This window comes from Kineococcus endophyticus, assembly GCF_040796495.1.
GTDB classification, from domain to species: domain Bacteria; phylum Actinomycetota; class Actinomycetes; order Actinomycetales; family Kineococcaceae; genus Kineococcus; species Kineococcus endophyticus.
Genome location: NZ_JBFNQN010000001.1, coordinates 221724 through 244684, shown reverse-complemented (window position 1 = coordinate 244684; position 22961 = coordinate 221724). Strand labels below are relative to the sequence as shown.

The window sequence follows — 22961 nt, the reverse complement described above, 5'->3', positions numbered from 1 at the left end:
ACGCGAAGTGATCCCCCATGGTGCTTGTCGCGTGACTCAGTTGGCGGTGCCGAGGGTGACCTTGACCAGGCCGGCGGGACGGCGCACGGCCAGCGCCACCCGCTCCTCTGCCCGGATCGTGATCTTGTTCTCGGTGAAGTCGGCCTCGTTGGAGTTCGTCGCTTCCACCCGCACACCGCCCTTGCGGTACAGCGTCGCCGCCTGCTGGAAGGCGCCCACCAGCACCGTGCCCTGCGCGATGGCGGGGGTGACGACCGTGCGCACCGACCACAGCGGCGGGTCCTCCTGCAGCGTCCCGTTGCCGTACTGGCCGGCGAAGAAGCCGCCGCCGTAGTACTGGCCGTTGCCGTCCTTCGTCAGCCGGAACGCCTGGTAGTCCAGCGGGTTGATGACGACGCCGTCGGCCCGCAGAGCCGCGACCGTCCGGATGGCGGTCATGGCCTTGAAGATCTGGTCCGCGTTGCCAGTCTTGGAGTCCGTGGTGGCGCCCATCGTCTGGATTCCGGAGCGGTTCAGCAGGCCCAGCAGGTTCGTGCCCGAGCCGGACCCGGACAGCAGCTGGTCCTCCTCGAACAGGGCCAGGTCGTACAGGAGGCGCTGGTTGATGGCGGAAGCGAGGAAGTCAAGATCCTCCACCATCTCGTCGGACTCCTTGATGAAGCCGGCGATCTTCTTCAGGGACTCGGTGACGGCCGTCGGGTCCGCGTAGTGCAGCTGCGGCTTCTTCGCGCCCTCCGCCACCGTCGTGAAGTTCCCCTCACGCGCGCCCTCCACGAAGTAGCTGATGGCATTCCCGGACAGCTGCCCCTGGGCCAGCAGGTCAGCGACCTGCAGGAAGCGGCGGAAGCCGGTGACGACGTTGGTGTCGACCGTCGTCGTGGCAGGAGCCGTGACGCTTCCGACCGTGTGCACGTCGCTGGCAGCCTTGAACTCCGGCGCGGCGATCGAGAAGCGACCCTCCGTGGACTTAGCGGTCGCGAGGCGGGAGCCGGCAGCCTTCACGAAGTGCTCCCCCAGGGACTTCGCGCCGAAGGTGCTCGGAGTGGACTCGCTCGAGCCCAGCTGGCCGAGGGAGTTGATGAGCGCCGAGGACTTCCCGATGCGGGCGATCTCGGCGTCGTGGATGCGGACCTCCTCGGTGTGCGCTTCGAGCCGGCTCACCTCGCTGGGGGTGAGGTCGCGGCCCTCGGCCTTGGCTCCGTCGACGATGGCCAGTGCGGCCTGGTACGCGGCGGCTCGCTTTTGCTGCAGGTTCATGGTGCCCTCCATGGGCGAATGAGGGGGAGCCGGCAACGCCTATGGGCGTGCAGCGGCGAACGATGAAGTTTCGCGGCGTCACACGCGCGGACGGGTTCGACCGATGCCGTCAGACCTGACTGCTGTCCTAACGGCCGGGATTACCGCTGGCCCGGCAACTGCTGCGAACGAAGAACCGAGCTTCCCGTCACCACGACGGAACCATCGGATCCGACGCGACCCACCCTGGGGCTCCTCGTCAACTTGTCCTTGCGGATCCTCGTCGACTTGGCCCGGGAGCGTTTCCCGTCACTGCGGATTCTACCGGAAGGACCCTCTGAACAGGCAGTCGACACTCCGCGAATCAGTCACGACCGACCGTCGTCCAGGAACCAGTAGCCGGCCGCACGTTGCTCCGCGGAGAGCGCCCGACCGCACGGCGGAGTCCGGTTCTGCCACCCCGACCGAGAATGCCCGCGAAGGTGACGATGATGCGCCGCGCACCACGGGCACTTCACGACGAGGTCCCGGCCACGCGCCACCAACACCTCCGCCTGAACCCTCACCCCTCCCTCCGATGCAGCTGCATCAGCTCGACCTGTCGAAACAAGTCCTACCAACAGGCGGAGCTCGTCGACTGACAAGGACACGATGACGTCCGCCAACAGCGCGGACTCCTCGACCTGCCCCGCCACCAGCTGGGCAGCGAGGTCCAGAAGATCATCGCGGCCGCTCATCGGACCCACCCGTCCCTCGCGCGCGCGACCCCCCCTAGCCGTCCGGGGGAGGGACAGAACACCACCCCGGCGGTGTTCACCCCTCGCGGCTCCTGGCGATCGGAACCCCCTACCGGGCGCGTCACTGCTCACCTCGCGCGGCGCGCTTCCCAGCTTCGGCGGAGAGGCTGAGGAGGTAGCCGAGGACGGGGCCGGTGCTGGGGTTGAGGTCCGCGTCGATGCGGGTGTCCATCTCCTTGGTGACGAGCAGTTCGGCCAGGGTGATGGCGCGGCTGAGCATGTGGGCCAGGGTTGCGGCGTCACCTCGTTCGACGAGGGGGACGATGATCGCCCCGAGGGTGTCGAGCCGGTGGCCTTCGTCGGCCTCGAGGGCGAGGGCGACGAGGGTGGCGACTTCGGACAGCTCTGCCCAGTTGTCGCGGGTGGTCATGCTGCGGCCTCCTCGGTAGTGGGGGTCTTGTGTCGGCCGCGAACGGGAGTTCGATCGGTGCCACCCCACACGCCGGACTGTTCCCCGGCTTGGGTGGCGTAGCGCCCGCAAGGGATCAAGGCGGGGCAGGTGAAGCACGCCCGGGCGGCTCTCCCACGATCGTCGTGGTTGTGGGGGTCCAGGTCGGTCCAGGCGTCCGGGTTCGCCGCGCACGGTGGCGCGACGCCGGCGAGGGCTTGGAGCAGCAGGCGGTAGGCGGGCAGCGCGTGATCTGGGACGTTCAGCAACCGAGTTCCTCCTGGTCGGCGGGGATGAACGTTCGGCGGGTGTGTCGGCAGGCTGCTTGCAGTTGCTGGAGGTTGCGGGCGTAGGCGGTTTCGGCGCGGTCGAGGGCCCGCAGTACTCGCTGCTGTGGTTCGTGGTTGGCGGGGTGGTCGCTGATGAGGTGGTGTCGTAACGCGGCCGGCGACGTTGCGGTGAGGCACCCGCCCGCGTGGTCGGTGGTGACGTGGCCGGCGATCCAGCCGACGTCGTCGGCGCGGTGGCGGGTCCGCTCGTACTGCAGCCAGGTGAGGAACGTGGGTGCCTGCACGGCCTTCGGGTTGCCGTCGGTCTCGGTCATCGTGTCCCCTTCGCTCAGGTGGTCCAGCCGCCGTCGCCGACGTGCGGGGGTTCGAGGTACTCCCAGGCCTCGGTGATGTCGCCGTTCTCGTCGCGGGCCTTCCGGAGGGCTGCCTTGATGGTCGTGTCGGACTGGCCGGCGACGAGTGCGGGACGAAGTACTTCTTCGATCAGGCCGTCGAGCTTGTTGCTGAGGTCGTCGTCGCCCCAGTTGACGAGCTTGCGCACGTCGTTGGTCTTCTTGCCGAGGACGTCGGCGACCAGGCGGCAGGCGCGGTCCTTGATGCGGGAGTGGGTGCCCACGGGATTTCGGGTCTCCCCCGGCGGAATGTCGTCGGGCACGTCTCGCGCCCGCGACCGGAGGTTGCGGCTGACCTCCCTGCTGTCGTCACTAGAAGTCTCATCGGAAGACGTAAGAGCAGTTCCCGTCCCGACCCCGACCCCGACCCCGCTGTGACGAGAAAGTGACTCGTCACCATCCTCGGGAAGTGACATGTCACCCGAGTCGTCACTGTCGTTCTGCTGACGCTGGCGCCACTTCTTGGTGGTCTCCCGGCTGGCGGCCTTGCGGTTCGCGTCCCTGAGGTACGGCGGCAGCGCGTGCCGATCGATTTGCGTCAGCCGGATGCTGCTGTCCCCGGTGGGCTCGAGCAGCCCGACGTCGCGCAGCTCCTGGATCGCCTTCATTGGGTCATCGACGTCGCTGGCGCGCCAGGCGTCGACGCTGCGCATAATGCCGTCGTACTGGTCCATTCGACAGCACCAGGACAGCATCCCGAGGTAGTGCCAGCGGCTCTGGAACGAGAGCTGCTGAATCATCGGCTCGTCGGTCCAGCGGTCGTCCAGCTTCACCCAGGTCATCGGGTCACCACCGGCGTGACCTTGCACAGGATGATGTCGGCCGTCTTCCCGCGGGCCTCCGCGCGCTCGGCGGCGCGCTGGGCGGCCGACAGGCTCAGGTAGATCCGGCGTCGAAGGTGGTCACCGTCGACACGGACGGCGACGACGAAAATGTTGCTGACGGCGGCGAGAACCTCTCGCGTGGGCGTCAGTCCGAGTGGCATGCTGGTCGGGTCGGTGAGCGACGTGCTGGGGGCGGTCCTGTAGTCAGCAGGGCCGCCCTGTCGCGTCTCATCGGGCAAGGTGGGCCTCCGGAGGGAACTCGGCCTCGAGCTCAGTCAGCAACTGCAGCATCTGTCGGACGGCAAACTGCAGACCACGCTGGTCGTCCTTGTGCTTGCTGTACCGGTCGTCGTCGTGGAGGTTCTGCAGGCTCGTCTGTAGGCGACGCAAGTCCACGGCGAGGTTGAGGAACCGCTTGGTGATGTCGGGCCGGCGGCGAGTGGCAGTGGAGGTTCCAGCCGTCGACTGATGCTCACGGTCGTCGAGGTACTGCGTTGGGCTGTTCCGCGGGGCCAGTCCGGCTTCGAACTCGCGGAGCTCGTCGGCCGCGGACGCTCGGGCGGGCTGTGACGCGGGGCGCTGGCGACCGTCAAGGCTCACCACCGTGGCCGGGCGACTGAACACTTCCTGTTCAGTCGCAGCGCGCAGGTCGTTCACCACCGTCGTCTGGGACACGCCGAGGCTGTGCGCGATGGCGCGGGTGGGCATTCCCTTCTCCGCGAGCTGGGGGACGAGCTCCTTACGCATAGCCGGCTCGACCGCGAGGTGGAACTGACTGAGGGCGTCCGCGAGATAGGCGGTCCAGGACGGGAAGCCCAGAACAACATGCACCTGCCCCTGCTCGGCCTCATCTACGAGGCGCATGAGCTTGGCCAGGCTTTCTCCCACGCTGGGGGCCAGGATGCGGATGCGGTTGTCGATGCGGCGGGCGTCGGCCTCCGACAGCGGCGAGACGCCGCCCGGGAGGGTCTCCGCGGTCATCAGGAGGCCGCCGTGCGCGGCTCGACGGCCTGAGACTCCATCCAGGTGAGGACGTCCGAGCGCTTGTAGAGGAGGCGCCTGCCGACCTTGTAGCAGCGCGGGCCCGATCCGATGTGCTTGTAGTAGCGGAGCGTGCCCTCGGCGACGCGAGTAAGCGCGCTGGTCTCTGCAGTGGTGAGCCAGTCATCCATCTTGCGATCCTCCTCGTAGGCAGGGGTGCCTACAACGAGAATGGGCGCAGTCACGTTGACTGTCAAGCCAGTGTGCGGCAGTGTTGACCACGTGGAGAATCAGACGGGTGCTGACGTGTTCGAGATGGAGGCACGCTTCGCGCAGATGTGCCGGAAGCGGCGCGAGGAGCTCGGATGGTCGCAACGTGAGCTCGCTCGCCGACTCACGGAGGACGAGGGCGTGTCGATGCATCAGTCATCCATCGCGAAGATGGAACGAGACGACGATGAGCGGCGCCCCATCCGCCTTGCAGAGGCGATCGCGCTATCGCTAACGCTGCAGGTACCCGTCTGGCCCCTCTTCATCGACGTGGAGAAGTCGCGACAGAAGGTGCTGGAGGACCTCAGCGACAGAAGGCAAGAGCACGTTAAGACCATGGCGCTCTTTGAAGCCCACATCGCGGATCTGGACGCGGAGATGACGAGGTTGGCCATGTTCGACAACCTGCTGATCTCGCCGGCGGTTGACGCGGTTACGCGAGCAGCGGCTCGGCTACTTCAAGACGAGGACGGGACACGTGGCGAGCATCAAGAAGAGACCTGACGGCCGCTGGCGCGCCCGGTACCGGGACGCGGGCGGCAAGGAGCACGCGCGGCACTTCGACCGGAAGGTGGACGGCCAGCGGTGGCTCGACGAGGTCACCGCCTCCGTGGTAACCGGGCAGTACGTCGACCCCAACGCCGGGAAGGTGAGCTTTAGGGAGTACGCGGAGCAGTGGCGCGCCGCGCAGGTGCACCGCCCCACGACGCAGGCGCACACCGAGACCATGCTCCGCCGTCACGCCTACCCCGTCCTCGGGGACCGGCCGTTGGCGTCGGTGCTGCCGAGCGACGTGCAGTCCTGGGTGAAGCGGCTGGCGACCGGATCGGAGGAGCGGGCTCCGCTGAGCCCGTCGACAGTGGGCGTCGTGCACGGCATCGTCTCTGGCATCTTCCGCTCGGCCGTCCGCGACCGCCGCGTGGTGGCGAACCCGTGCACCGGGACGAAGCTGCCGAAGGTGCACCGGGCGAAGGTGCAGCCGCCGACGACGGAGCAGGTGCGTGCGCTCGAGACAGCGATCGACCCGTCCTGGCGAGCACTCGTCACGCTGTCCGCCGGCACGGGGATGCGGCACGGGGAATGCCTGGGCCTGACGGTCGACAGGGTCGACTTCCTCCGTCGTCAGCTCACGGTGGACCGACAGCTCGTCACCGTGCAGGGTCGGGAGCCGTTCCTGGCCCCACCGAAGACGTCGGCGAGCGTGCGGACGATCCCCCTCCCCCAGGTCGTCGTGGAGGCGCTGGCGGAGCACCTGCGGGTGTACCCGTCCGACGACTACGTCTTCCGTGACACGGCTGGGGAGCCGATGCGGCGGACAGCGTTCTCGGCACGGGTGTGGCGGCCGGCGATCAAGGCCGCTGGACTGCCGACGACGTTCACGTTCCACCACCTGCGGCACTACTACGCGAGCCTGCTGATCCGTCACGGGGAGTCGATCAAGACGGTCCAGGCCAGGCTCGGGCACGCCAGCGCGAGCGAGACGCTCGACACCTACAGCCACCTGTGGCCGGACTCGGAGGATCGAACGCGGTCCGCCATCGACGAGGTCCTCGGCGCTCCTGCGGACTCTCTGCGGACTGCAGACGGCCTCTGACCGCGTCACCGCTGGTCAGAGGCCGGAAAGGGGACGAGCCGGCCTGTAAGCCGGATCCTGTACCGCCGTTGCCGGCGGTGGCGACCATCCCTCTAGGACGTGCGTTGCCGCACGCCTCAAGCGACCTACCCGGCAGCTCGGGCGGGCCGCCCTCGAACGCTGCCTGTCTGGTCTTGCTCCGGGTGGGGTTTGCCTAGCCGCACTGGTCACCCAGCACGCTGGTGGTCTCTTGCACCACCGTTTCACCCTTACCGCCCCGTCCCGGGAGACCCGGTGCGGGGAGGCGGTCTGCTTTCTGTGGCACTGTCCCGCGGCTCACGCCGGGTGGGCGTTGCCCACCACCCTGCCCTGTGGAGTCCGGACTTTCCTCGGCGACCGGGCGAACCCGGTCGACGCGGTCGCCCGGCCGACTCGTCCAGCGCCAGCGTAGGCCATCCCGGAGGGCCCCGGAGTCCACGAGGCCCTAGGCTCCCCCCTCGTGCTCGTGCTGCTCCCGCCGTCGGAGACCAAGTGGGCGGGGCCGCGACGCGGTGCCCCGGTCCGCCTCGACGCCCTCTCCCACCCCGAGCTGACGGCGGCGCGCGAGCAGGTGCTCGACGCGCTCGTCGAGGTCTCGGCTCGGCCGGACGCGACGGAGCTGCTGGGGGCCGGGGCGAGCCTGGCCGACGTCGTCGCCGCGAACACGACGCTGCGGACGCGCCCCGCGGCGAAGGCCGCACAGGTCTACACGGGCGTCCTGTACGACGCGCTCGACCTCCCGACCCTGCCCGCGAGCGCCGCGCGGCGCGTCCTCGTCGTCTCGGCGCTGTGGGGGGTCCTGCAACCGCGCGACCGCGTTCCCGGGTACCGGTTGTCGATGGGCACGTCGTTGCCGGGGATCGGGCCGCTGGCCGCGTTCTGGCGGCGGCACCTCACCGAGGTCCTGCACCCCGCGGGGGTCGTCGTGGACTGCCGTTCCAGCACGTACGCCGCGGCGTGGGTCCCGGACGCCGCCACCGCGGCCCGCACGGTCGCCGTCCGCGTCCTGTCGGGCGGCAAGGTCGTCTCGCACAACGCCAAGCACACCCGCGGGCTCGTGGCGCGCGCTCTGCTGGTGCGCGGGGGCCGGCCGCCGAAGGACCCGGGCGCGCTGCTCGACGCGGTGGCGCAGGACTTCGACGCGAAGCTGCTGGAACCGGCGCGCCGCGGCGCGTCCTGGACGCTGGAAGTCGAGGCGGCCTGACGTGTGGTGGGTGTGCGGGATCGCCGGGGTCGTCGTCGTCGTCACGGGCCTGCTGGGCCGCGACGACATCGCCGAGGTCGCGGGGCGGGCCGGGCCCGTCCTGGCTTTCCTGCTCGCGGTGACGGTCGTCGCCGAACTCGCCGACGCGGCCGGGGTGTTCGACGCGGCCGCGCGGCTTGCGGCGCGGATCGGCCGGGGGCGGACGTGGCTTCTCTGGCTGCTGGTGGTGGTGCTCGGCACGCTGTCCACCGTCGTCCTGTCGCTCGACACGACGGCGGTCCTGCTGACCCCGGTGGTGCTCGCGCTGGCGGCGCAGCTGCGGCTGGACCCGCTGCCCTTCGCCGTCACGACGGTGTGGCTGGCGAACACGGCCTCGCTGCTGCTGCCGGTCTCGAACCTGACGAACCTCATCGCGCTGGACACCCTGCGCGACTTCGGCGTCCGCGGGACGGTGGGGTTCACGTCCCTGTCGTGGGCGCCGTTCCTGGCCGGCCTGCTGGGAGCGGTCCTCGTCCTGGGTCTGACCTACCGGCGGCGGCTGCGCGGGAGCTACGAGGAGCCGCCGCCCGCTCCCGACCGCGACCCGGTCCTCTTCCGCACCTCGGCCGTCGTCTGCCTGCTGCTCGCGCCGGCCTTCGTCAGCGGGGTGACGCCGGCGATCCCGGCGGCCGTCGCGGCCGTCGTGCTCGTCGCGGTGTTCGCCGTCCGCCGGCGTGAAGCGCTGTCCGTCACGCTCCTGCCCTGGCAGACGGTGGTCCTCGTCAGCGGGTTGTTCCTCGTCGTCGAGGCGGCGCAGGTCCACGGGCTCGAGAACCTCCTCCGGCCGTTGGCCGGGACCGGCGAGAGTTTCACCGACCACCTGCAGCTGGCCGGGACGGCCGCCCTCACGGCGAACGTCGCGGACAACCTGCCCGCCTACCTGGCCGTGGAACCGCTGGCCGGCAGCGCCCACCGGCTGCTGGCGGTCCTCGTCGGCGTGAACCTCGGGCCCCTCGTGACGCCGTGGGCATCGCTGGCCACGCTCCTGTGGCTGGACCGCTGCAAGGCGCGCGGGGTGGCGATCTCGCTCCCGCGCTTCGCCCTCCTCGGGCTGGTCGGTGCCGTCGTCTGCGTGAGCGCCGCGACCGCGGCCCTCCAGCTCACCCGCTGAGGTTCACAGCTCGCGGTGGTGCTCATCGAAGGCCGCCCGCATGCCGACGAGGAAGCGGCGGACGACCTCGAGGTCTGAGTCGTCGAACTCCCCCATGACCGTACCGCTGCGCCGGCCGAGGGGTCCGAAGAACGCCGTCGCGAGCTCCTGACCGGGGTCGCCGTAGCGCAGGAACACCTTGCGGCGGTCGGTCTCGCTGCGGTCCCGGCGCAGGTGGCCCTTCTTCTCGAGCCGGTCGACGACGCCCGTCGCCGCGCCCGTCGTGACGTTGAGCAGGCCCGCCAGCTCCCCCGCCGTCAGCGGGTCGTCGGCGACCTCACGGCGCATGACGTGGATGAGGGCCTGCAGGTCCGTGGGGTGCAGGCCGTGACGGGCGGCGAAGACGTCGGCGATCCGCTGGGACGTGGCGGCCAGGTCCCGCAGCTCCTCGACGACGTCCTGCTCCAGGCGGGCCCGCGGGGTGTCGCGCGGTCGGTACATGCTCATCGGTTTGCCATCCTACCTCTCGCGCGCCAGACTTCTCAGTGACTGAGAGATCAACTGGAAGAGGTTCTCGTGCGACTCCTCACCGGCCGCATCACGGCCTGGCTCGTGCTGCTCGCGGCCGTCGCGTTCACCGGCCTCGTCAACGGGGTGGCCGGCTCGGCTCCTGACGGCACCTCGGCCGCGACCGGCGGCCCCCCGGCCTCGGCGGAGTCCGTGCGGGCGGCCGCGCTCGCCGACCGGCTCCCCGACGACGGGCAGGGCGCCCTGCTCGTCGTCTACTCCCGCGACGGCGGCCTCACCGACGCCGACCTCGCCGCCGCCTCCCGCCTGGGCCGCCCGGTCCCCGCGCAGGACGGGGAGGCCGCGCTCGTCACCCGCACCGTCCGCGTCGACGTCCCGCGCGAGGAGCTCGCGAGCACCGTCGAGGACCTGCGGAACCAGGCCCGCCAGGACCTGCCCGCCGGCCTGCAGGTCGAGGTCACCGGCGGGCCGGCGTTCAGCGTCGACATCGCCGACTCGTTCTCCGGCGCCAACACCCGCCTGCTGCTCGTGACGGCCGGCGTGGTGGCGCTGCTGCTGCTCGTCACCTACCGCTCCCCGGTCCTGTGGCTCGTGCCGCTGGCCGTCGTGGGCATCGCCGACCAGGTCACGACGCGCCTGCTCGAACTCGTCGGACGCCTCACCGAGACCCCCGTCGACCCGTCCGCCACGGGCATCACGAGCGTCCTGGTCTTCGGTGCCGGGACCGACTACGCGCTCCTGCTCATCGCCCGCTACCGAGAGGAGCTGCGCCGCGAACCCGACCGGCGCGCCGCCATGCGCGCCGCCCTGCGTGGGGCCGGGCCCGCCATCGCCGCCAGCGCCGTCACCGTCGTCCTCGCCCTGCTGACGCTGCAGGCGGCCGTCCTGCCGAGCGACAGGACGATCGGGCGCGACGCCGCCATCGGCATCGTCGTCGCCTTCGTCTTCGGTCTCTTCGTGCTGCCCAGCGCCCTCGTCGTCTGCGGCCGAAAGCTGTTCTGGCCGTTCGTGCCGACGGTCGGGTCCACCGACACCACGCGCACCGGCGTCTGGGCCCGCATCGCCGGCGCCGTCCTGGCCCGACCCGTCCGCATCGTCGTCGGCTCGGTCGTGCTGCTGGGGATCATGGGGGCCGGACTGACCGGGGCCTCCCTCGGGCTGTCCCAGACCGAGCAGTTCCGCGTCAGCGCCGAGTCCGTGGACGGGTCGAGGACCCTGTCCGAGCACTTCCCCGGCGCCGCCGCCGAGCCGGCCCAGGTCCTGGTCCGGGGCGGGGACGTCGCCGCCGTCCAGGCCGCGGCCGAGGGCGTGCGGGGGGTCGACGGGGTCACCGTCGGCCGCACCGCGGACGGCACCACCGAACTGCTGGCCCGCCTCGGGGCCGACCCGGGCACGGCCGCCAGCCGCGACACCGTCAAGGCCCTGCGCGAGGCCGTGCACGCCGCCGCGCCGGGCACGCTCGTCGGCGGCACCGAGGCCGAGGCGCTGGACGTGCGGACGGCGACGGTCCGCGACCTGCAGGTCGTGACGCCGCTCATCGTCCTCATCGTGCTGGTCGTCCTGGTCGTGCTGCTGCGCTCGCTCGTCGCACCGCTGCTGCTGGTGGCCACGGTGCTCGCGACGTACGTGGCGGCCCTCGGCGCGGCCTACCTGGTGTTCACGCAGCTGGCCGGGATGCCGGCCCTGGACACCCAGGTCCCGCTGCTGTCGCTGCTGTTCCTCGTCGCGCTCGGGGTGGACTACAACATCTTCCTCGTCACCCGCATCCGCGAGGAGACCCCGGCGCACGGCACCCGCGAGGCCGTCCGGGTCGGCGTCGCCGTCACCGGCGGGGTCATCACGAGCGCCGGGATCCTGCTCGCGGCCGTCTTCGCCGTGCTGGGCGTGCTGCCGCTCATCGTCCTGACGCAGATCGGCGTCGTCGTCGGCATCGGCGTCCTGCTGGACACGCTGCTCGTGCGGACGGTGCTCGTCCCGGCGCTGTTCGCGCTGCTGGGCCACCGCGTGTGGTGGCCCAGCCGGCTGGACTCCCCCGGCGCGGGGGGCCAGCACCGCGCTCAGACGCGGTTGACCGCGAGCACCTCCGAGGAGCCGTCGGCGCGGTAGCGCAGGAGCGTCCGGGAGCCGGGGTCGACGTGGATGCGCCGCTGCACCTGCGGCCCGGCCCCGAGCACCGAGCGCAGCAGGACGCGCAGCGGGTCGCCGTGCGTGACGAGGACGACCCGCTGCCCGGCCCACCGGCGCAGCACCTCGTCGCGCGCGGCGAGGACGCGCCGCTCCACCGTCCGCAGGGACTCCCCACCGGGCGGGGCCGCGTCGCCGGAGTCGTTCCAGGCCGCGAACTCCCGCGGCCACCGCTTGACGACCTCCGCGGACGTCAGCCCGTCCCAGTCACCGAAGTCCGTCTCGTCCCACTGCGGGTCGACGACGACGCGCACGCCCAGGCGCTCGGCGATCGCGTCCGCCGTCTGCCGCGAGCGGCGCATCGTCGAGGACACGACGACGTCGGCGCCCTCCACCTCCCGGCACGCCGCGGCCGCGGCCGCCTCGACCACGCCGCGCTCCGAGAGCTCCGGGTCCTCGCCGTAGCGGCCCGAGACGCGGCGCTGCTCGGTCAGCGGGGTCGAGCCGTGCCGCACGAGGACGATCGTCGTCGGCGGCCCGTCGGGGTCGACGGCCCGGGAGGCTGCCGACGACGAGCCGGCTGCAGCCGCGGGTTCCGTCGTCGCCCGCTGCCACTGCCGCCCCGCAGCGGCGGCGTCCATGGCCTCGTTGGCGAGGCGGTCGGCGTGGGAGTTCTGCGCGCGCGGGATCCAGCCGTAGTCGACGTGGGACCCGGCCAGCGAGCGCGCCTCCTGGGCCAGGACGCGCATGTCGGCGTGCTTGACCTGCCAGCGCCCCGACATCTGCTCGACGACGAGCTTGGAGTCCATCCGGACCTCGACCCGGGCGCCGGGGTCGATCGCCTGCGCCGCACGGAGTCCGGCGATGAGACCGCGGTACTCGGCGACGTTGTTGGTCGCCTTGCCGATGGACTCGGCGACCTCGGCGAGGACCTCGCCCGTCGCCGCGTCCTTCACGACGGCGCCGAACCCGGCGGGGCCGGGGTTCCCGCGCGAGCCGCCGTCGGCCTCGATCCGCAGGACGCGGCTCACAGCCCGGATTCCTCCGTGCGCACCAGGATGCGCCCGCACTCCTCGCAGAACACCACGTCGTCCGAGGCCGCCCCGCGGATCTCGGCGAGGTCGGAGGCGTTGAGCTCGAGCTGGCACCCGCCGCAGCGGCGCGAGCGCAGCAGCGCCGCACCCACACCCCCGCGCGGGGCCCGGACCTTCTCGTAGAGCGCGACGAGCGCGTCGTCGATGCCCATGACGATCGCCTGACGGCGGGCCAGGACGGCCGTCTCCTCCTGCGCCACCTCGCCCAGGGACGCGTCCCGCCGGGCGGTGACGTCGGCGATCTGCTCGGCGAGCTCGGTGTCCGTCGTGGTGAGCTCGGCCGCCGCGAACTGCACCTGCTCCAGGCGTTCCATGACGACGAGCTCCTCGTCCTCCAGCACGCCCTGCCGGCGGGCGAGGGACTCCAGCTCGTGCTGCAGACCCTGCAGGTCCTTGGCCGAGCCCGTCCCGGACTCCAGGCGCTTGGTGTTGCGGGCGGCGCGGTCGCGGACCTGCGCGACGTCGGCCTCGGCCTTGGCCACCTGCCGCTCGACGTCGCCGACGAGGGTGCGCGCGGCGACGAGCATGTCGCCGGACCGGCGCCGCTCCTTCTCCAGAGCGTCGAGCTCGGTCTGCTCGGGCAGCGTCCCGCGGCGGTGCGCGAGCTGCGCCAGACGCGTGTCGACGGCTTGCAGGTCCAGCAGGCGCTGCTGGTCGATCGCCGGAGCCTTGGGCATCGCCCCGCTCACTCTCCTCGGCTGGGGACGCGCAACGTCCAGGGATCGGTGCGCGTGGTGGACACGTGGGCCTCAACGGTACGGCCGCCCGCGGACAGCGCGACGACGAGGCGGTCGGCGCAGCCGGCCAGCCACGGCCACTCGCTCGCCCAGTGCGCGAGGTCGACGAGGTGCGGGCGCCCGTCCTCGAAGGCGGCGCGCTCGCGGGCCTCCGAGGCGGGGTGGTGGCGCAGGTCGGCCGTCACGTAGACGTCGGCACCGCTGGCGCGCACCTGCTCGAAGAGGCTGTCCCCGGACCCGCCGCAGACGGCGACGCGCCGGACGAGGGCGTCGGGGTCCCCCGCGACGCGGACCCCTTGCTCGGTCTCGGGCAGCGCGGCCGCGACCCGGTCGGCGAAGTCGCCGAGCCGTTCGGGGGCGGCGAGCACCCCGACGCGCCCGATGCCGAGGTCGGGCCGGCCCGGCAGCGGGTCGAGCGGGACGAGTTCGTCGAGGTCCAGGACCCGGGCGAGGGCGTCGGACACCCCCGGAGCGCCCGCGTCGGCGTTGGTGTGGGCGACGTAGACGGCGAGCCCGGCGGTGATCGCGCGGTGCACGACGCCGCCCTTGAACGTCGTCGCCGCCACCGAGTTCACCGGCCGCAGCAGCAGCGGGTGGTGCGTCACGAGCAGGTCGGCGCCGGCGGCGATGGCCTCCTCGACGACCTCGGTGGTGGGGTCGACGGCGAAGTGGATCCGCCGCACGGGGGCGGCCGGGTCCCCGCAGACCAGCCCGACAGCGTCCCACGACTGCGCCCAGTCGAGGGGGTGCATGGCCTCCAGCGCGTCGGTCACCTGCTGGAGGGTGGGCGCGTCCGCGCCGGACGAGGGGGCCGCAGGGATCACGGAGGCGAACACTAACGGGTCACGGGCGGCTACCGTGGTGCCGCCGGACCCGGCTGGGGACGGCGTGGGGCCTGTAGCTCAGCTGGTAGAGCACCGCGTTTACACCGCGGCTGTCGTCGGTTCGAACCCGGCCGGGCCCACCTCCCGCAGGAGTTCCGCGGCCGCCGTCTCCAGGTCGGCGACCTCGTGCAGGACCCGTCCGGCGTCCTGCAACGGCCGCGGGTCGAGCTGCCGTCCCGCGGCCTCGAGCAGCCCGGCCACCCGCGTCCAGCCGTCGGCCGCCCGCGCGTACAGGTCTCGGCCCCGGGCCAGCCGGTCGACGTCCGCAGCGGGCAGCCGCCCCCTGCAGCGCTCGACGCCGTCGGCGAGGAACTCGCTGTGCACCAGGCGGAAGAGACCGCCGCCGGTGCCGGCCCGTTCGACGAGCGTCCCGGCGGTCACGAGGTCGCGCGCCGGGTCGTGGACGCGGTCGAACCACGTGGGGAGCCGCTGTGCCGCCAGCCGCAGACCCCGGTGGCCGACGTTCGCGATCGGCGGGTCGAGGAACTCCCGGGCGCAGGTGACGACGGCGTCGACGAGCGCGGGGACGAGGTCGCCCGTCCGCAGCGGGCTGCCGTCCGGCACGTCCAGGGTGAACGAGCGGTGCGGGGCGGACATCGGGCCGCGCGCGGCCCGGGCGGCCGCGACGTCGTCGAGGCTCACGCTCACCCGCCCGCCCTGCTGGGCGGTGTCGACGAGGTGGACGAGGTCGCCGTCGAGCGCGGTCGCGGCGACCACGTGTCCGGGGAACGGCGCCGAGCTCGTGAAGTACGGCAGCAGGCTGCTGTCGAGCTGCAGACCCACCGGCGACCCGGTGGCCAGGCCGTCCCGCAGGTGCGCCAGGGCCGCCCGCGCGGACCGCGTCTCGCGCACCGAGAGCCGCAGCCCGGTGCGCGCGGCCAGGCGCCGGGTCAGCTCGAAGGGCTTGACCCGCCCGCCGAGGAACGGGAAGGGCGCTGACCGCGTGTCCCAGTGGACGAAGGACAGGCCGGCCCCGAGGCCGAAGAGGAGCGGCTCGGACACCTGCGCACCACGGTCGTGGAGGAGCACGGCGAGCGCCGTCGTCTCGCAGTGCCGCCCACCCGTGACCCAGACCGGCGCGGCCGTCACGACGGCCCGCTCACCGCTCCAGGCAGGCCAGGTGCGCGGCCAGCGACCGCGGCGCCCCGTGCTCGCCGCGAAGCAGCCACCGCACCCGGCCGTCCTCGACGACGAGCGACAGCCGCTGGGCGACCCCGAGCTCCTCGTCGAAGGCCCCGAGGGTGCGGGCGACGTCGCCGTGGGGCCAGAAGTCGCTCAGCAGCGGGAACGGCAGGACGCGGTCGTCGGCCCAGGCCCGCAGCGCGGGCACCGGGTCGCAGGACAGCGCCGCGAGCTGGACCCCCGCCGCGTCGAACCGGTCGACCTCGAAGGCCAGGGCCCCGAGCTCGGCGGTGCAGTGCGTCGAGAAGGCGGCGGGGACGCAGACCAGGAGCGCGGGACCGTTCTCCCACAGCTCGCGGAGCGGGAGCCGCTCCCCGTGCTGGTCGGGCAGGACCGCGTCGGGCGCCGGGAAGGCGTCCCCGACCTGCAGCCCGACCTCCAGGCTCAGCGGCGGCCGTTCTTCGGCGTCGTCATGCGGGTCCCGGCCCAGTTCGCGCACGCGCTCACGCTGGAGGTGGCGTGCAGACCCGCGGTGGGAGCCGCTTCGTCGATCTCGGCGGCGGGCACGTGGCCGGGCCGCCCCTTCTTCGGCGTCAGGAGCCAGACGATCCCGCCGTCGGCGAGGTTGGTGATGGCGTCCACCAGGGCGTCGACGAGGTCCCCGTCACCCTCCCGGTACCAGCAGATCACCACGTCCGCGACGTCGTCGGCGTCCTCGTCCAGGAGCTCGGAGCCGACGAGCTCCTCGACCGCCTCCCGGAAGTCCTCGTCGACCTGCTCGTCCCAGCCGTACTCCTGGACCAGTTGCCCGGACTTGAAGCCCAGCTTGGCCGCTGCAGCCACATCCGCCGCAGGGTCCGCGGTCGCACCCACTGATGTCCTACCTTCCTCGAAACCCCTGGAGGCGGGGCTCTACGACAGTCCTGACCTCCTAGTGGAGCGGAGAAGCGGTGTCCTGCGCAAGACGAACCGCGCCACGGACCGGTCACGAACCGTCCACGAGCCGGCGCGCGGCGTCCACGGAGCCCCCACCGGGGAAGGGTGAGAGGCTGCCGGGGTGCCCACCGCGTCGACCCGAACGCGCACGACCCGCCTCGACCTCGACGCCGGGTCGGCCACGGAGCGCGCGGACACCCTGGCCGTCGAGGAGCCCCTCCAGCTCGAGGTGGACGGGGAGCAGCTGACGGTCACGATGCGCACGCCGGGCCACGACGTCGAGCTCGCGCTGGGCTTCCTGCACGCCGAGGGCCTGCTCCGCGATGCCGGCGACGTCGTGGCGATGCGGCACTGCACGGACGTCGGCCCGGACGGGGAGCCCACGTACAACCTGCTGCGGATCAGCGCCCGCCCGGGCAGCCGGCTGGCCGGGGACCGGGTCGCGCGGCCGTTCACGACGACGTCGGCGTGCGGGGTCTGCGGGTCGGCGAGCGTCGAGGAGGTCGTGGCACGGGTGCCGGACCCGGTGCACGACGACGACGTCAGGGTGCGGGCCGACGTGCTCGCCGGCCTGCCCGACGCCCTGCGCGCCGCCCAGCCGACCTTCGACCGCACGGGCGGCCTGCACGCGGCGGGCCTGTTCTCCGCCGACGGCGAGCTGCTGTGCGTGCGCGAGGACGTCGGACGCCACAACGCCGTCGACAAGGTGGTCGGCTGGGGTCTCCGGGAGAGCCGGCTGCCGTTGCGCGGCACCGTCCTCGTCGTCTCCGGCCGCGCCTCCTTCGAGCTCGTGCAGAAGGCGGCGGTGGCCGGCGTCCCGGTCCTCGTCGCGGTCTCGGCGCCGTCCTCCCTCGCGGTGTCCCTCGCGCGCGAGGTGGGCATGACGCTGCTCGGCTTCGTGCGCCCGCCCCGCGCCAACGTCTACGCCGGTGGCCACCGCGTGGACGTCGGCGGCACGGACCAGCGGGGCGCCGGAGGGACCGGGGTGGGTCCGTGTCCGACGTCCGTCCTAACCTGATCCCACCAGCCGGGTCCCGGCGCCCACCGGTCCGACACCACGGACCGGGCGACGCGGACCCACGACCGATGCGGGAGGACCACCACCGTGGCCAGACGCGATGAAGCGGGCGCGCCCGCCGGCAAGGGCCCCATCCTCAACGGCCTGCCGTCGCAGTTGCCGGACATCGACCCCGAGGAGACGGCCGAGTGGCTGGCCTCCCTGGACGGGATCGTCGACGAACGCGGGCAGAACCGCGCGCGCTACCTCATGCTGCAGCTGCTGCAGCGGGCCCGCGAGCGCCAGGTCGGCGTCCCCAGCCTCACCGCGACCGACTACATCAACACCATCGGCCCCGAGTCCGAACCGTGGTTCCCCGGGGACGAGGAGGTCGAGCGCCGCTACCGCGCGTGGATCCGCTGGAACGCCGCGGTCATGGTGCACCGCGCCCAGCAGCCCGGCATCGGCGTCGGCGGTCACATCTCGACGTACGCCTCGTCGGCGACGCTGTACGAGGTGGGCTTCAACCACTTCTTCCGCGGCAAGGACCACGCGGGCGGCGGTGACCAGGTCTTCATCCAGGGCCACGCCTCCCCCGGCGTCTACGCGCGCGCCTTCCTCGAGGGCCGCCTGAGCACTGAGCAGCTCGACGGCTTCCGCCAGGAGGTCTCCAAGGCCCCCAACGGGCTGTCGTCCTACCCCCACCCCCGGCTCATGCCGGACTTCTGGGAGTTCCCGACGGTGTCGATGGGCCTGGGCCCGGCCAACGCCATCTACCAGGCTCAGTTCAACAAGTACCTGCACAACCGCGGGTTCAAGGACACCTCGCAGCAGCACGTGTGGGCCTTCCTCGGCGACGGGGAGATGGACGAGCCGGAGTCGCGCGGCTTCGCCCAGCTCGCGGCGTACGAGGAGCTCGACAACCTCACGTTCGTCGTGAACTGCAACCTGCAGCGCCTCGACGGTCCGGTGCGCGGCAACGGCAAGATCGTCCAGGAGCTCGAGGCGTTCTTCCGCGGTGCGGGCTGGAACGTCATCAAGGTCCTGTGGGGCCGGGAGTGGGACACGCTGCTGGCCCAGGACAACCAGGGCGCGCTCGTGAACCTCATGAACGCCACCCCGGACGGGGACTACCAGACGTTCAAGGCCGAGAACGGCGCCTTCGTCAAGGAGAACTTCTTCGGCCGCGACCCGCGGACCGCCAAGCTCGTCGAGGGCATGTCCGACGACGAGGTCTGGAACCTCAAGCGCGGCGGCCACGACTACCGCAAGGTGTTCGCGGCGTACCAGGCGGCGATGAACCACACCGGGCAGCCGACGGTCATCCTGGCCAAGACCATCAAGGGCTACGGCCTGGGCCCGCACTTCGCCGGGCGCAACGCCACGCACCAGATGAAGAAGCTGACGCTGGAGGACCTCAAGCTCCTGCGCGACTCCCTGCGGATCCCGATCAGCGACGAGCAGCTGGAGAAGGACCCGTACCGCCCGCCGTACTTCCACCCCGGGGACGGCGACGAGGCGATCCAGTACCTGCGCAAGCGCCGCGCCGACCTCGGTGGGCCGGTCCCCCAGCGCCGCGTCCAGCACGCGCCGCTGCACCTGCCGGCCGACGAGTCGTACAAGATCGCGGCCAAGGGCTCGGGCAAGCAGGAGATCGCCACGACGATGGCGTTCGTCCGGCTGCTCAAGGACCTCATGCGGGACAAGGAGTTCGGAGCCCGCGTCGTGCCGATCATCCCCGACGAGGCCCGCACCTTCGGGATGGACTCGCTCTTCCCGACGATCAAGATCTACAACCCGCACGGGCAGAACTACACGTCGGTGGACCGCGAGCTGATGCTCGCCTACAAGGAGGCCACCGACGGCCAGATCCTGCACGTGGGCATCAACGAGGGCGGTTCGATCGCGGCCTTCACGGCGGCCGGGTCGTCCTACGCGACCCACGGCCAGCCGATGGTCCCGATCTACGTCTTCTACTCGATGTTCGGGTTCCAGCGCACGGGCGACAACATCTGGGCCGCCACCGACACCATGGCGCGCGGGTTCATGATCGGTGCGACCGCGGGCCGGACGACCCTGACGGGTGAGGGTCTGCAGCACGCGGACGGGCACTCGCTGCTGCTCGCGGCGACGAACCCGGCGGTCGTCTCCTACGACCCCGCCTACGCCTACGAGATCGGCCACATCGTCAAGGACGGTCTGCGCCGGATGTACGGCGAGGACCCCGAGAACCTCATCTACTACCTGACGGTCTACAACGAGCCGATGGTCATGCCCGCCGAGCCCGAGGGCGTCGACGTCGAGGGGATCCTGCGCGGGATGCACCGCATCTCCGTCGGTGAGGGCGACGGTCCCCGGACCCAGCTCCTCGCCTCCGGGGTCGGGGTGCCGTGGGCCCTGGAGGCCCAGCAGCTCCTCAAGGACGACTTCGGGGTCGTGGCCGACGTGTGGTCGGTGACCAGCTGGAACGAGCTGCGCCGCGACGGTCTGGCCTGCGACGAGCACGCCTTCCTCAACCCGGGCGAGGACGCGCGCACCCCGTACGTCGCGCAGAAGCTCAAGGACGCCCCCGGTCCGGTCGTGGCCGTGAGCGACTGGATGCGCCAGGTCCCCGACCAGATCGCGCAGTGGGTCCCGGGCGAGTTCGCCTCCCTGGGCGCGGACGGGTTCGGTCTGTCCGACACCCGTGCGGCGGCGCGCCGGTACTTCCACATCGACGGTCCGTCGGTGGCGGTCCGCGCCCTGGAGATGCTCGCCCGTCGCGGCGAGGTCGACTGGCGCGCGCCGGGTCAGGCGATCGAGAAGTACCAGCTCCACGACGTGCGGGCGGGCCGCAGCGGGAACGCGGGCGGCGAGAGCTGACGTGAGCCCGCGGCAGCTGCTGCCCGAGGAGGTCGGTGTCACCGTCCTCGGGCGGCTGCTGCTCGTGGGGCTCGCAGCCGGAGGCGTCGTCGGCGGCGCCACCGGGGCGGTCCTCGGCTCGGGCGGCACGCTCGGGTCGTGGGACGCCGTGTTCGTCTACCTCGGTGTGCTCACCGGTTTCCTCGCCGGCCTGCTGACCCAGGCCGTCACCGCCCTGGTGGTGCACGTCGTGCACCGCAGGGTGCAGTGGGACACCGTCCTGCGCACGGCCCTCCTGCCGCCCGTCCTGGGGTCGGGGGCCGTCGCGCTGGCGGTGAGCTCCTCGTTGCCGCCGGACCTCGGGTTCGCGGGGGTCGTGGCGGCCGTCTCGCTCTCGGCCGTGGCCGCCCGCGCCACCGTGCGCTGGTGCCTCGCGCCCTACCTCGTCCCGGTGTGGTGAACGCCGCTCCCTGACCCGCCTCAGCGGGAGGCGCGGGCGATCTGGTGCTCCAGCTCGGCGCGCAGGCTGTCCACGCGGGCGGAGTCGGGGTGCATCCCCAGCGCCTTGAGGTGGCGGCGGGCCTCGGACAGCCGCCCGGCGTCGATGGCGGCGGCGACGAGGTGCCGACCAGCCTCCAGGTCGTGCTCCCGCGGACGCCAGTGCCCCACCCCGAGCGACAGGGCCTCGTCGTTCATGCCGGCCTCGCGCAGGACGCCCAGTGCGGCCGCCAGGCCGGTGCCCGACGCGTCGCGTTCGGCGGCGATGCCCAGGCGCCTCAGCGCGGCCTCCCGGTCGTCGGCCAGCGACAGGCGCCCCAGGACCAGCAGCGGTCGCCACGCCTGCGGGCTCTGCGCCATCTCCTCGGCCAGGGCCCACTCGGCGTTGTCCGCCGCGCGGCGGACCTCGTCGGGGTCGGGCGTCCCGCCGGCGTCCTCCTCGCGGGCGAGGGCGGCGCGGGTCCGGACCAGCTCACCGAGGGCGTCGAAGGCGGCCGGGTCGTTGGGATCCTCCCGCAGCTGCTCGCGCAGCTGGGCCTCGTTGACGACGGGGTCGGCGCGTCGGGCGCGCCGACGGGACCGGCGCCCCGGCGGGCGGGTCCCGGGCCCGGACGTGGCGCCCCCCGGCGTCGGTTTGCGCCACCGGTCGAGCAGTCCCATGCGTCCCCTTCCGCGCGTCCCTCCGAGGCGACTCCTCGGGATCTTCGGCGGGTCACCCGTCGCCGACCCTAGTGCAGACGGGCGACGTCGGCCCGGTCGCCGGCTGCTCCGTCCGACGCCCGCACCGGCACCACCCCCTAGGCTTCCGGAGTGCCGAAGGAACCGACCGAGCTGTCGCCCGCGACGGTCCACCGGCTCGAGCAGGCACAGGGCTCCTTCGCCTCCGCGATCACGGCCCGGATGGACTCCGCGCACCCCTGGTACGCGCAGCTGCCGGCGGACGAGCGGTCCTGGGTGGGCCTGGTCGCGCAGGCCGGGTTCGGCGACTTCCTGCGCTGGCTGTCCGAACCGGACCCCGACGTCCTCGCCGGCACGGCGGTCTTCGGGACGGCCCCGCGCGAGCTGATGCGCTCGGTGACCCTGCAGCAGACCGTCGAGCTCGTGCGGACCGCGATCACGGTCGTCGAGGAGGGGCTGGACGCCGTCGTCGGCGACGGCGAACCGGGCGAGCAGGTCGCGGCCCGCGAGGCGTTGCTGCGCTACTCCCGCGAGGTGGCCTTCGCCGCCGCCGCCGTCTACGCCCGCGCGGCGGAGTCCCGCGGCGCCTGGGACGCCCGCCTGGAGGCCCTCGTCGTGGACGCCGTGCTGCGCGGGGACGGCGAGGACACGATCGCCTCGCGCGCCGCGGCCCTGGGCTGGACGCTCGACGCGCCGACGACCGTCGTCATCGGACCTTCGGGCGAGCAGGCCTCGGCCGGCGCGGTCGCCCGTGTCCGTTCCCTGGCCCGCGAGGCCGGCGGCGAGGCGCTCGTCGGGGTGCAGGGCGACCGCCTGGTCGTCCTGCTGACCGGTGACCTCGACGTCGGGGCGACGGCGGACCGGCTGGCGCGCACGGAGTTCGGGCCGGGTCCCGTCGTCGTCGGGCCGACCGTGGGCAGCCTGCCCGTGGCCGCCCGATCGGCACGCGCGGCGCAGGCGGGGATCGTCGCCGCCCGGGCGTGGCCGGAGGCGCCGCGGCCCGTGCTGGCCGACGACCTGCTGCCCGAGCGCGCCCTGTCGGGGGACGCCACGGCCCGACGGGCCCTCGTCGACCGCGCGTACGCCCCGCTGGCCGACGCGGGCGGGGCCCTGCTGGAGACGCTCACGGCCTACCTCGCCCACGGCGGGTCCCTCGAGGCGTGCGCGCGCTCGCTGTACGTCCACGCCAACACCGTCCGCTACCGGCTGCGTCGGGTGGCCGAGGTGTCAGGGTGGACGCCGTCGGCGCCGCGGGAGCGGTTCGTGCTGCAGACGGCCCTCGCGTTGGGCCGGTTGTCGCAGGGGGGAGCGGCATCCCGCGCCGAGTCGACCGGCAGCGGGCGCTGACCTGCATCGACGCAGCGTGCCCGTCCGGTCACGGGACGTCCCCCGGCCTCCG

The 22961-nt window shown here is 72.6% G+C and carries 25 protein-coding genes, 1 tRNA gene and 1 other RNA gene; 10 read left to right on the top strand and 17 right to left on the bottom strand.

The features are described from left to right. Positions 1–36 precede the first annotated feature (36 nt). From AB1207_RS01175 to AB1207_RS01140, 8 genes are all read right to left on the bottom strand, one after another. Complete coding sequence (locus AB1207_RS01175) at positions 37–1257, bottom strand: phage major capsid protein (RefSeq protein ID WP_367635937.1); 1221 nt, start codon at positions 1255–1257, stop codon at positions 37–39. 837 nt (positions 1258–2094) lie between these two features. Further along, entirely contained in the window at positions 2095–2403 is a 309-nt protein-coding gene (locus AB1207_RS01170; RefSeq protein WP_367635936.1) for a hypothetical protein, read from the bottom strand. After that, on the bottom strand, positions 2400–2690 hold the full coding sequence (locus AB1207_RS01165; RefSeq protein ID WP_367635935.1) for a WhiB family transcriptional regulator: 291 nt from the start codon (positions 2688–2690) through the stop codon (positions 2400–2402). Before AB1207_RS01165 ends, AB1207_RS01170 begins: the two co-directional genes overlap by 4 nt. Beyond that, a complete protein-coding gene (locus AB1207_RS01160; protein ID WP_367635934.1) occupies positions 2684–3025 on the bottom strand; it encodes a hypothetical protein in 342 nt (113 codons plus the stop codon). Before AB1207_RS01160 ends, AB1207_RS01165 begins: the two co-directional genes overlap by 7 nt. Before the next feature lie 14 nt (positions 3026–3039). Further along, on the bottom strand, positions 3040–3876 hold the full coding sequence (locus tag AB1207_RS01155) for a hypothetical protein (protein ID WP_367635933.1): 837 nt from the start codon (positions 3874–3876) through the stop codon (positions 3040–3042). Positions 3877–3881: 5 nt separating this feature from the next. Further along, positions 3882–4088, bottom strand: coding sequence for a hypothetical protein (locus AB1207_RS01150; protein WP_367635932.1), 207 nt, complete (start codon positions 4086–4088; stop codon positions 3882–3884). Positions 4089–4155: 67 nt separating this feature from the next. After that, a complete protein-coding gene (locus AB1207_RS01145; protein ID WP_367635931.1) occupies positions 4156–4908 on the bottom strand; it encodes a hypothetical protein in 753 nt (250 codons plus the stop codon). After that, positions 4908–5099: a helix-turn-helix transcriptional regulator gene (locus AB1207_RS01140; protein WP_367635930.1), complete on the bottom strand. Its 192-nt coding sequence runs from the start codon at positions 5097–5099 to the stop codon at positions 4908–4910. The genes AB1207_RS01145 and AB1207_RS01140 overlap by 1 nt, the downstream gene beginning before the upstream one ends. A 91-nt stretch (positions 5100–5190) precedes the next feature. On the opposite strand from AB1207_RS01140, the gene AB1207_RS01135 reads away from it, so the two are divergent. Then, on the top strand, positions 5191–5682 hold the full coding sequence (locus tag AB1207_RS01135; RefSeq protein WP_367635929.1) for a helix-turn-helix domain-containing protein: 492 nt from the start codon (positions 5191–5193) through the stop codon (positions 5680–5682). Continuing rightward, positions 5657–6772 (top strand): tyrosine-type recombinase/integrase, encoded by a 1116-nt coding sequence (locus AB1207_RS01130; RefSeq protein ID WP_367635928.1) that lies wholly within the window; start codon positions 5657–5659, stop codon positions 6770–6772. The genes AB1207_RS01135 and AB1207_RS01130 overlap by 26 nt, the downstream gene beginning before the upstream one ends. A 30-nt stretch (positions 6773–6802) precedes the next feature. Here AB1207_RS01130 and rnpB read toward each other — a convergent pair. After that, positions 6803–7186, bottom strand: an RNA gene (gene rnpB, locus AB1207_RS01125) — RNase P RNA component class A. A 64-nt stretch (positions 7187–7250) separates the two neighbouring features. Between rnpB and AB1207_RS01120 the strand changes: the two genes are divergently transcribed. Beyond that, positions 7251–7994, top strand: coding sequence for a YaaA family protein (locus AB1207_RS01120; protein WP_367635927.1), 744 nt, complete (start codon positions 7251–7253; stop codon positions 7992–7994). A 10-nt stretch (positions 7995–8004) separates the two neighbouring features. Next, positions 8005–9144 carry an SLC13 family permease gene (locus AB1207_RS01115; protein ID WP_367635926.1) on the top strand — a complete coding sequence of 380 codons (1140 nt, stop codon included), beginning with the start codon at positions 8005–8007 and terminating at the stop codon, positions 9142–9144. A gap of 3 nt (positions 9145–9147) precedes the next feature. Here AB1207_RS01115 and AB1207_RS01110 read toward each other — a convergent pair whose 3' ends face one another. Further along, positions 9148–9630: a MarR family winged helix-turn-helix transcriptional regulator gene (locus AB1207_RS01110; RefSeq protein ID WP_367635925.1), complete on the bottom strand. Its 483-nt coding sequence runs from the start codon at positions 9628–9630 to the stop codon at positions 9148–9150. A 69-nt stretch (positions 9631–9699) separates the two neighbouring features. Here AB1207_RS01110 and AB1207_RS01105 point away from each other — a divergent pair, with 69 nt between their 5' ends. Further along, positions 9700–11757, top strand: a complete 2058-nt coding sequence (locus AB1207_RS01105) for an MMPL family transporter (protein WP_367635924.1) — start codon at positions 9700–9702, stop codon at positions 11755–11757. Here AB1207_RS01105 and AB1207_RS01100 read toward each other — a convergent pair. Genes AB1207_RS01100 through AB1207_RS01090 form a run of 3 tightly spaced genes read right to left on the bottom strand, consistent with a single transcriptional unit; the run spans position 11709 to position 14379 of the window. Further along, a complete protein-coding gene (locus AB1207_RS01100) occupies positions 11709–12806 on the bottom strand; it encodes a bifunctional RNase H/acid phosphatase (RefSeq protein ID WP_367635923.1) in 1098 nt (365 codons plus the stop codon). The two genes, AB1207_RS01105 and AB1207_RS01100, sit on opposite strands and share 49 nt — an antisense overlap. Then, positions 12803–13546 (bottom strand): zinc ribbon domain-containing protein, encoded by a 744-nt coding sequence (locus AB1207_RS01095; protein WP_367635922.1) that lies wholly within the window; start codon positions 13544–13546, stop codon positions 12803–12805. The genes AB1207_RS01100 and AB1207_RS01095 overlap by 4 nt, the downstream gene beginning before the upstream one ends. 8 nt (positions 13547–13554) lie before the next feature. After that, complete coding sequence (locus tag AB1207_RS01090) at positions 13555–14379, bottom strand: Nif3-like dinuclear metal center hexameric protein (RefSeq protein WP_367635921.1); 825 nt, start codon at positions 14377–14379, stop codon at positions 13555–13557. Between the two features lie 118 nt (positions 14380–14497). Here AB1207_RS01090 and AB1207_RS01085 point away from each other — a divergent pair. Beyond that, positions 14498–14570: transfer RNA gene (locus AB1207_RS01085), tRNA-Val, on the top strand. On the opposite strand, the gene AB1207_RS01080 is transcribed toward AB1207_RS01085, so the two are convergent. From AB1207_RS01080 to AB1207_RS01070, 3 genes are all read right to left on the bottom strand, one after another. Then, on the bottom strand, positions 14530–15492 hold the full coding sequence (locus AB1207_RS01080; RefSeq protein ID WP_367636141.1) for a BtrH N-terminal domain-containing protein: 963 nt from the start codon (positions 15490–15492) through the stop codon (positions 14530–14532). The two genes, AB1207_RS01085 and AB1207_RS01080, sit on opposite strands and share 41 nt — an antisense overlap. 97 nt (positions 15493–15589) lie before the next feature. Beyond that, complete coding sequence (locus AB1207_RS01075) at positions 15590–16111, bottom strand: redoxin domain-containing protein (protein WP_367635920.1); 522 nt, start codon at positions 16109–16111, stop codon at positions 15590–15592. Continuing rightward, entirely contained in the window at positions 16057–16485 is a 429-nt protein-coding gene (locus tag AB1207_RS01070) for a DUF3052 domain-containing protein (RefSeq protein ID WP_367635919.1), read from the bottom strand. Before AB1207_RS01070 ends, AB1207_RS01075 begins: the two co-directional genes overlap by 55 nt. 184 nt (positions 16486–16669) lie before the next feature. Here AB1207_RS01070 and fdhD point away from each other — a divergent pair, with 184 nt between their 5' ends. From fdhD to AB1207_RS01055, 3 genes are all read left to right on the top strand, one after another. Then, on the top strand, positions 16670–17566 hold the full coding sequence (gene fdhD / locus AB1207_RS01065) for a formate dehydrogenase accessory sulfurtransferase FdhD (RefSeq protein ID WP_367635918.1): 897 nt from the start codon (positions 16670–16672) through the stop codon (positions 17564–17566). A gap of 87 nt (positions 17567–17653) precedes the next feature. Further along, the gene (gene aceE, locus AB1207_RS01060; RefSeq protein WP_367635917.1) at positions 17654–20407 is read left to right on the top strand and encodes a pyruvate dehydrogenase (acetyl-transferring), homodimeric type; all 2754 of its coding nucleotides are present in this window, start codon (positions 17654–17656) and stop codon (positions 20405–20407) included. Position 20408: 1 nt separating this feature from the next. Continuing rightward, on the top strand, positions 20409–20846 hold the full coding sequence (locus AB1207_RS01055) for a hypothetical protein (protein WP_367635916.1): 438 nt from the start codon (positions 20409–20411) through the stop codon (positions 20844–20846). A gap of 20 nt (positions 20847–20866) precedes the next feature. Here AB1207_RS01055 and AB1207_RS01050 read toward each other — a convergent pair whose 3' ends face one another. Beyond that, on the bottom strand, positions 20867–21544 hold the full coding sequence (locus AB1207_RS01050) for a hypothetical protein (RefSeq protein WP_367635915.1): 678 nt from the start codon (positions 21542–21544) through the stop codon (positions 20867–20869). A gap of 150 nt (positions 21545–21694) precedes the next feature. Here AB1207_RS01050 and AB1207_RS01045 point away from each other — a divergent pair, with 150 nt between their 5' ends. Continuing rightward, on the top strand, positions 21695–22909 hold the full coding sequence (locus AB1207_RS01045) for a PucR family transcriptional regulator (RefSeq protein WP_367635914.1): 1215 nt from the start codon (positions 21695–21697) through the stop codon (positions 22907–22909). Positions 22910–22961: the final 52 nt, after the last annotated feature.

Coding starts and splice junctions, on each gene's coding strand:
- AB1207_RS01175 (WP_367635937.1), bottom strand. CDS start 1,257: ATGAACCTGCAGCAAAAGCGAGCCGCCGCGTACCAGGCCGCACTGGCC.
- AB1207_RS01170 (WP_367635936.1), bottom strand. CDS start 2,403: ATGACCACCCGCGACAACTGGGCAGAGCTGTCCGAAGTCGCCACCCTC.
- AB1207_RS01160 (WP_367635934.1), bottom strand. CDS start 3,025: ATGACCGAGACCGACGGCAACCCGAAGGCCGTGCAGGCACCCACGTTC.
- AB1207_RS01150 (WP_367635932.1), bottom strand. CDS start 4,088: ATGCCACTCGGACTGACGCCCACGCGAGAGGTTCTCGCCGCCGTCAGC.
- AB1207_RS01145 (WP_367635931.1), bottom strand. CDS start 4,908: ATGACCGCGGAGACCCTCCCGGGCGGCGTCTCGCCGCTGTCGGAGGCC.
- AB1207_RS01140 (WP_367635930.1), bottom strand. CDS start 5,099: ATGGATGACTGGCTCACCACTGCAGAGACCAGCGCGCTTACTCGCGTC.
- AB1207_RS01110 (WP_367635925.1), bottom strand. CDS start 9,630: ATGAGCATGTACCGACCGCGCGACACCCCGCGGGCCCGCCTGGAGCAG.
- AB1207_RS01095 (WP_367635922.1), bottom strand. CDS start 13,546: ATGCCCAAGGCTCCGGCGATCGACCAGCAGCGCCTGCTGGACCTGCAA.
- AB1207_RS01050 (WP_367635915.1), bottom strand. CDS start 21,544: ATGGGACTGCTCGACCGGTGGCGCAAACCGACGCCGGGGGGCGCCACG.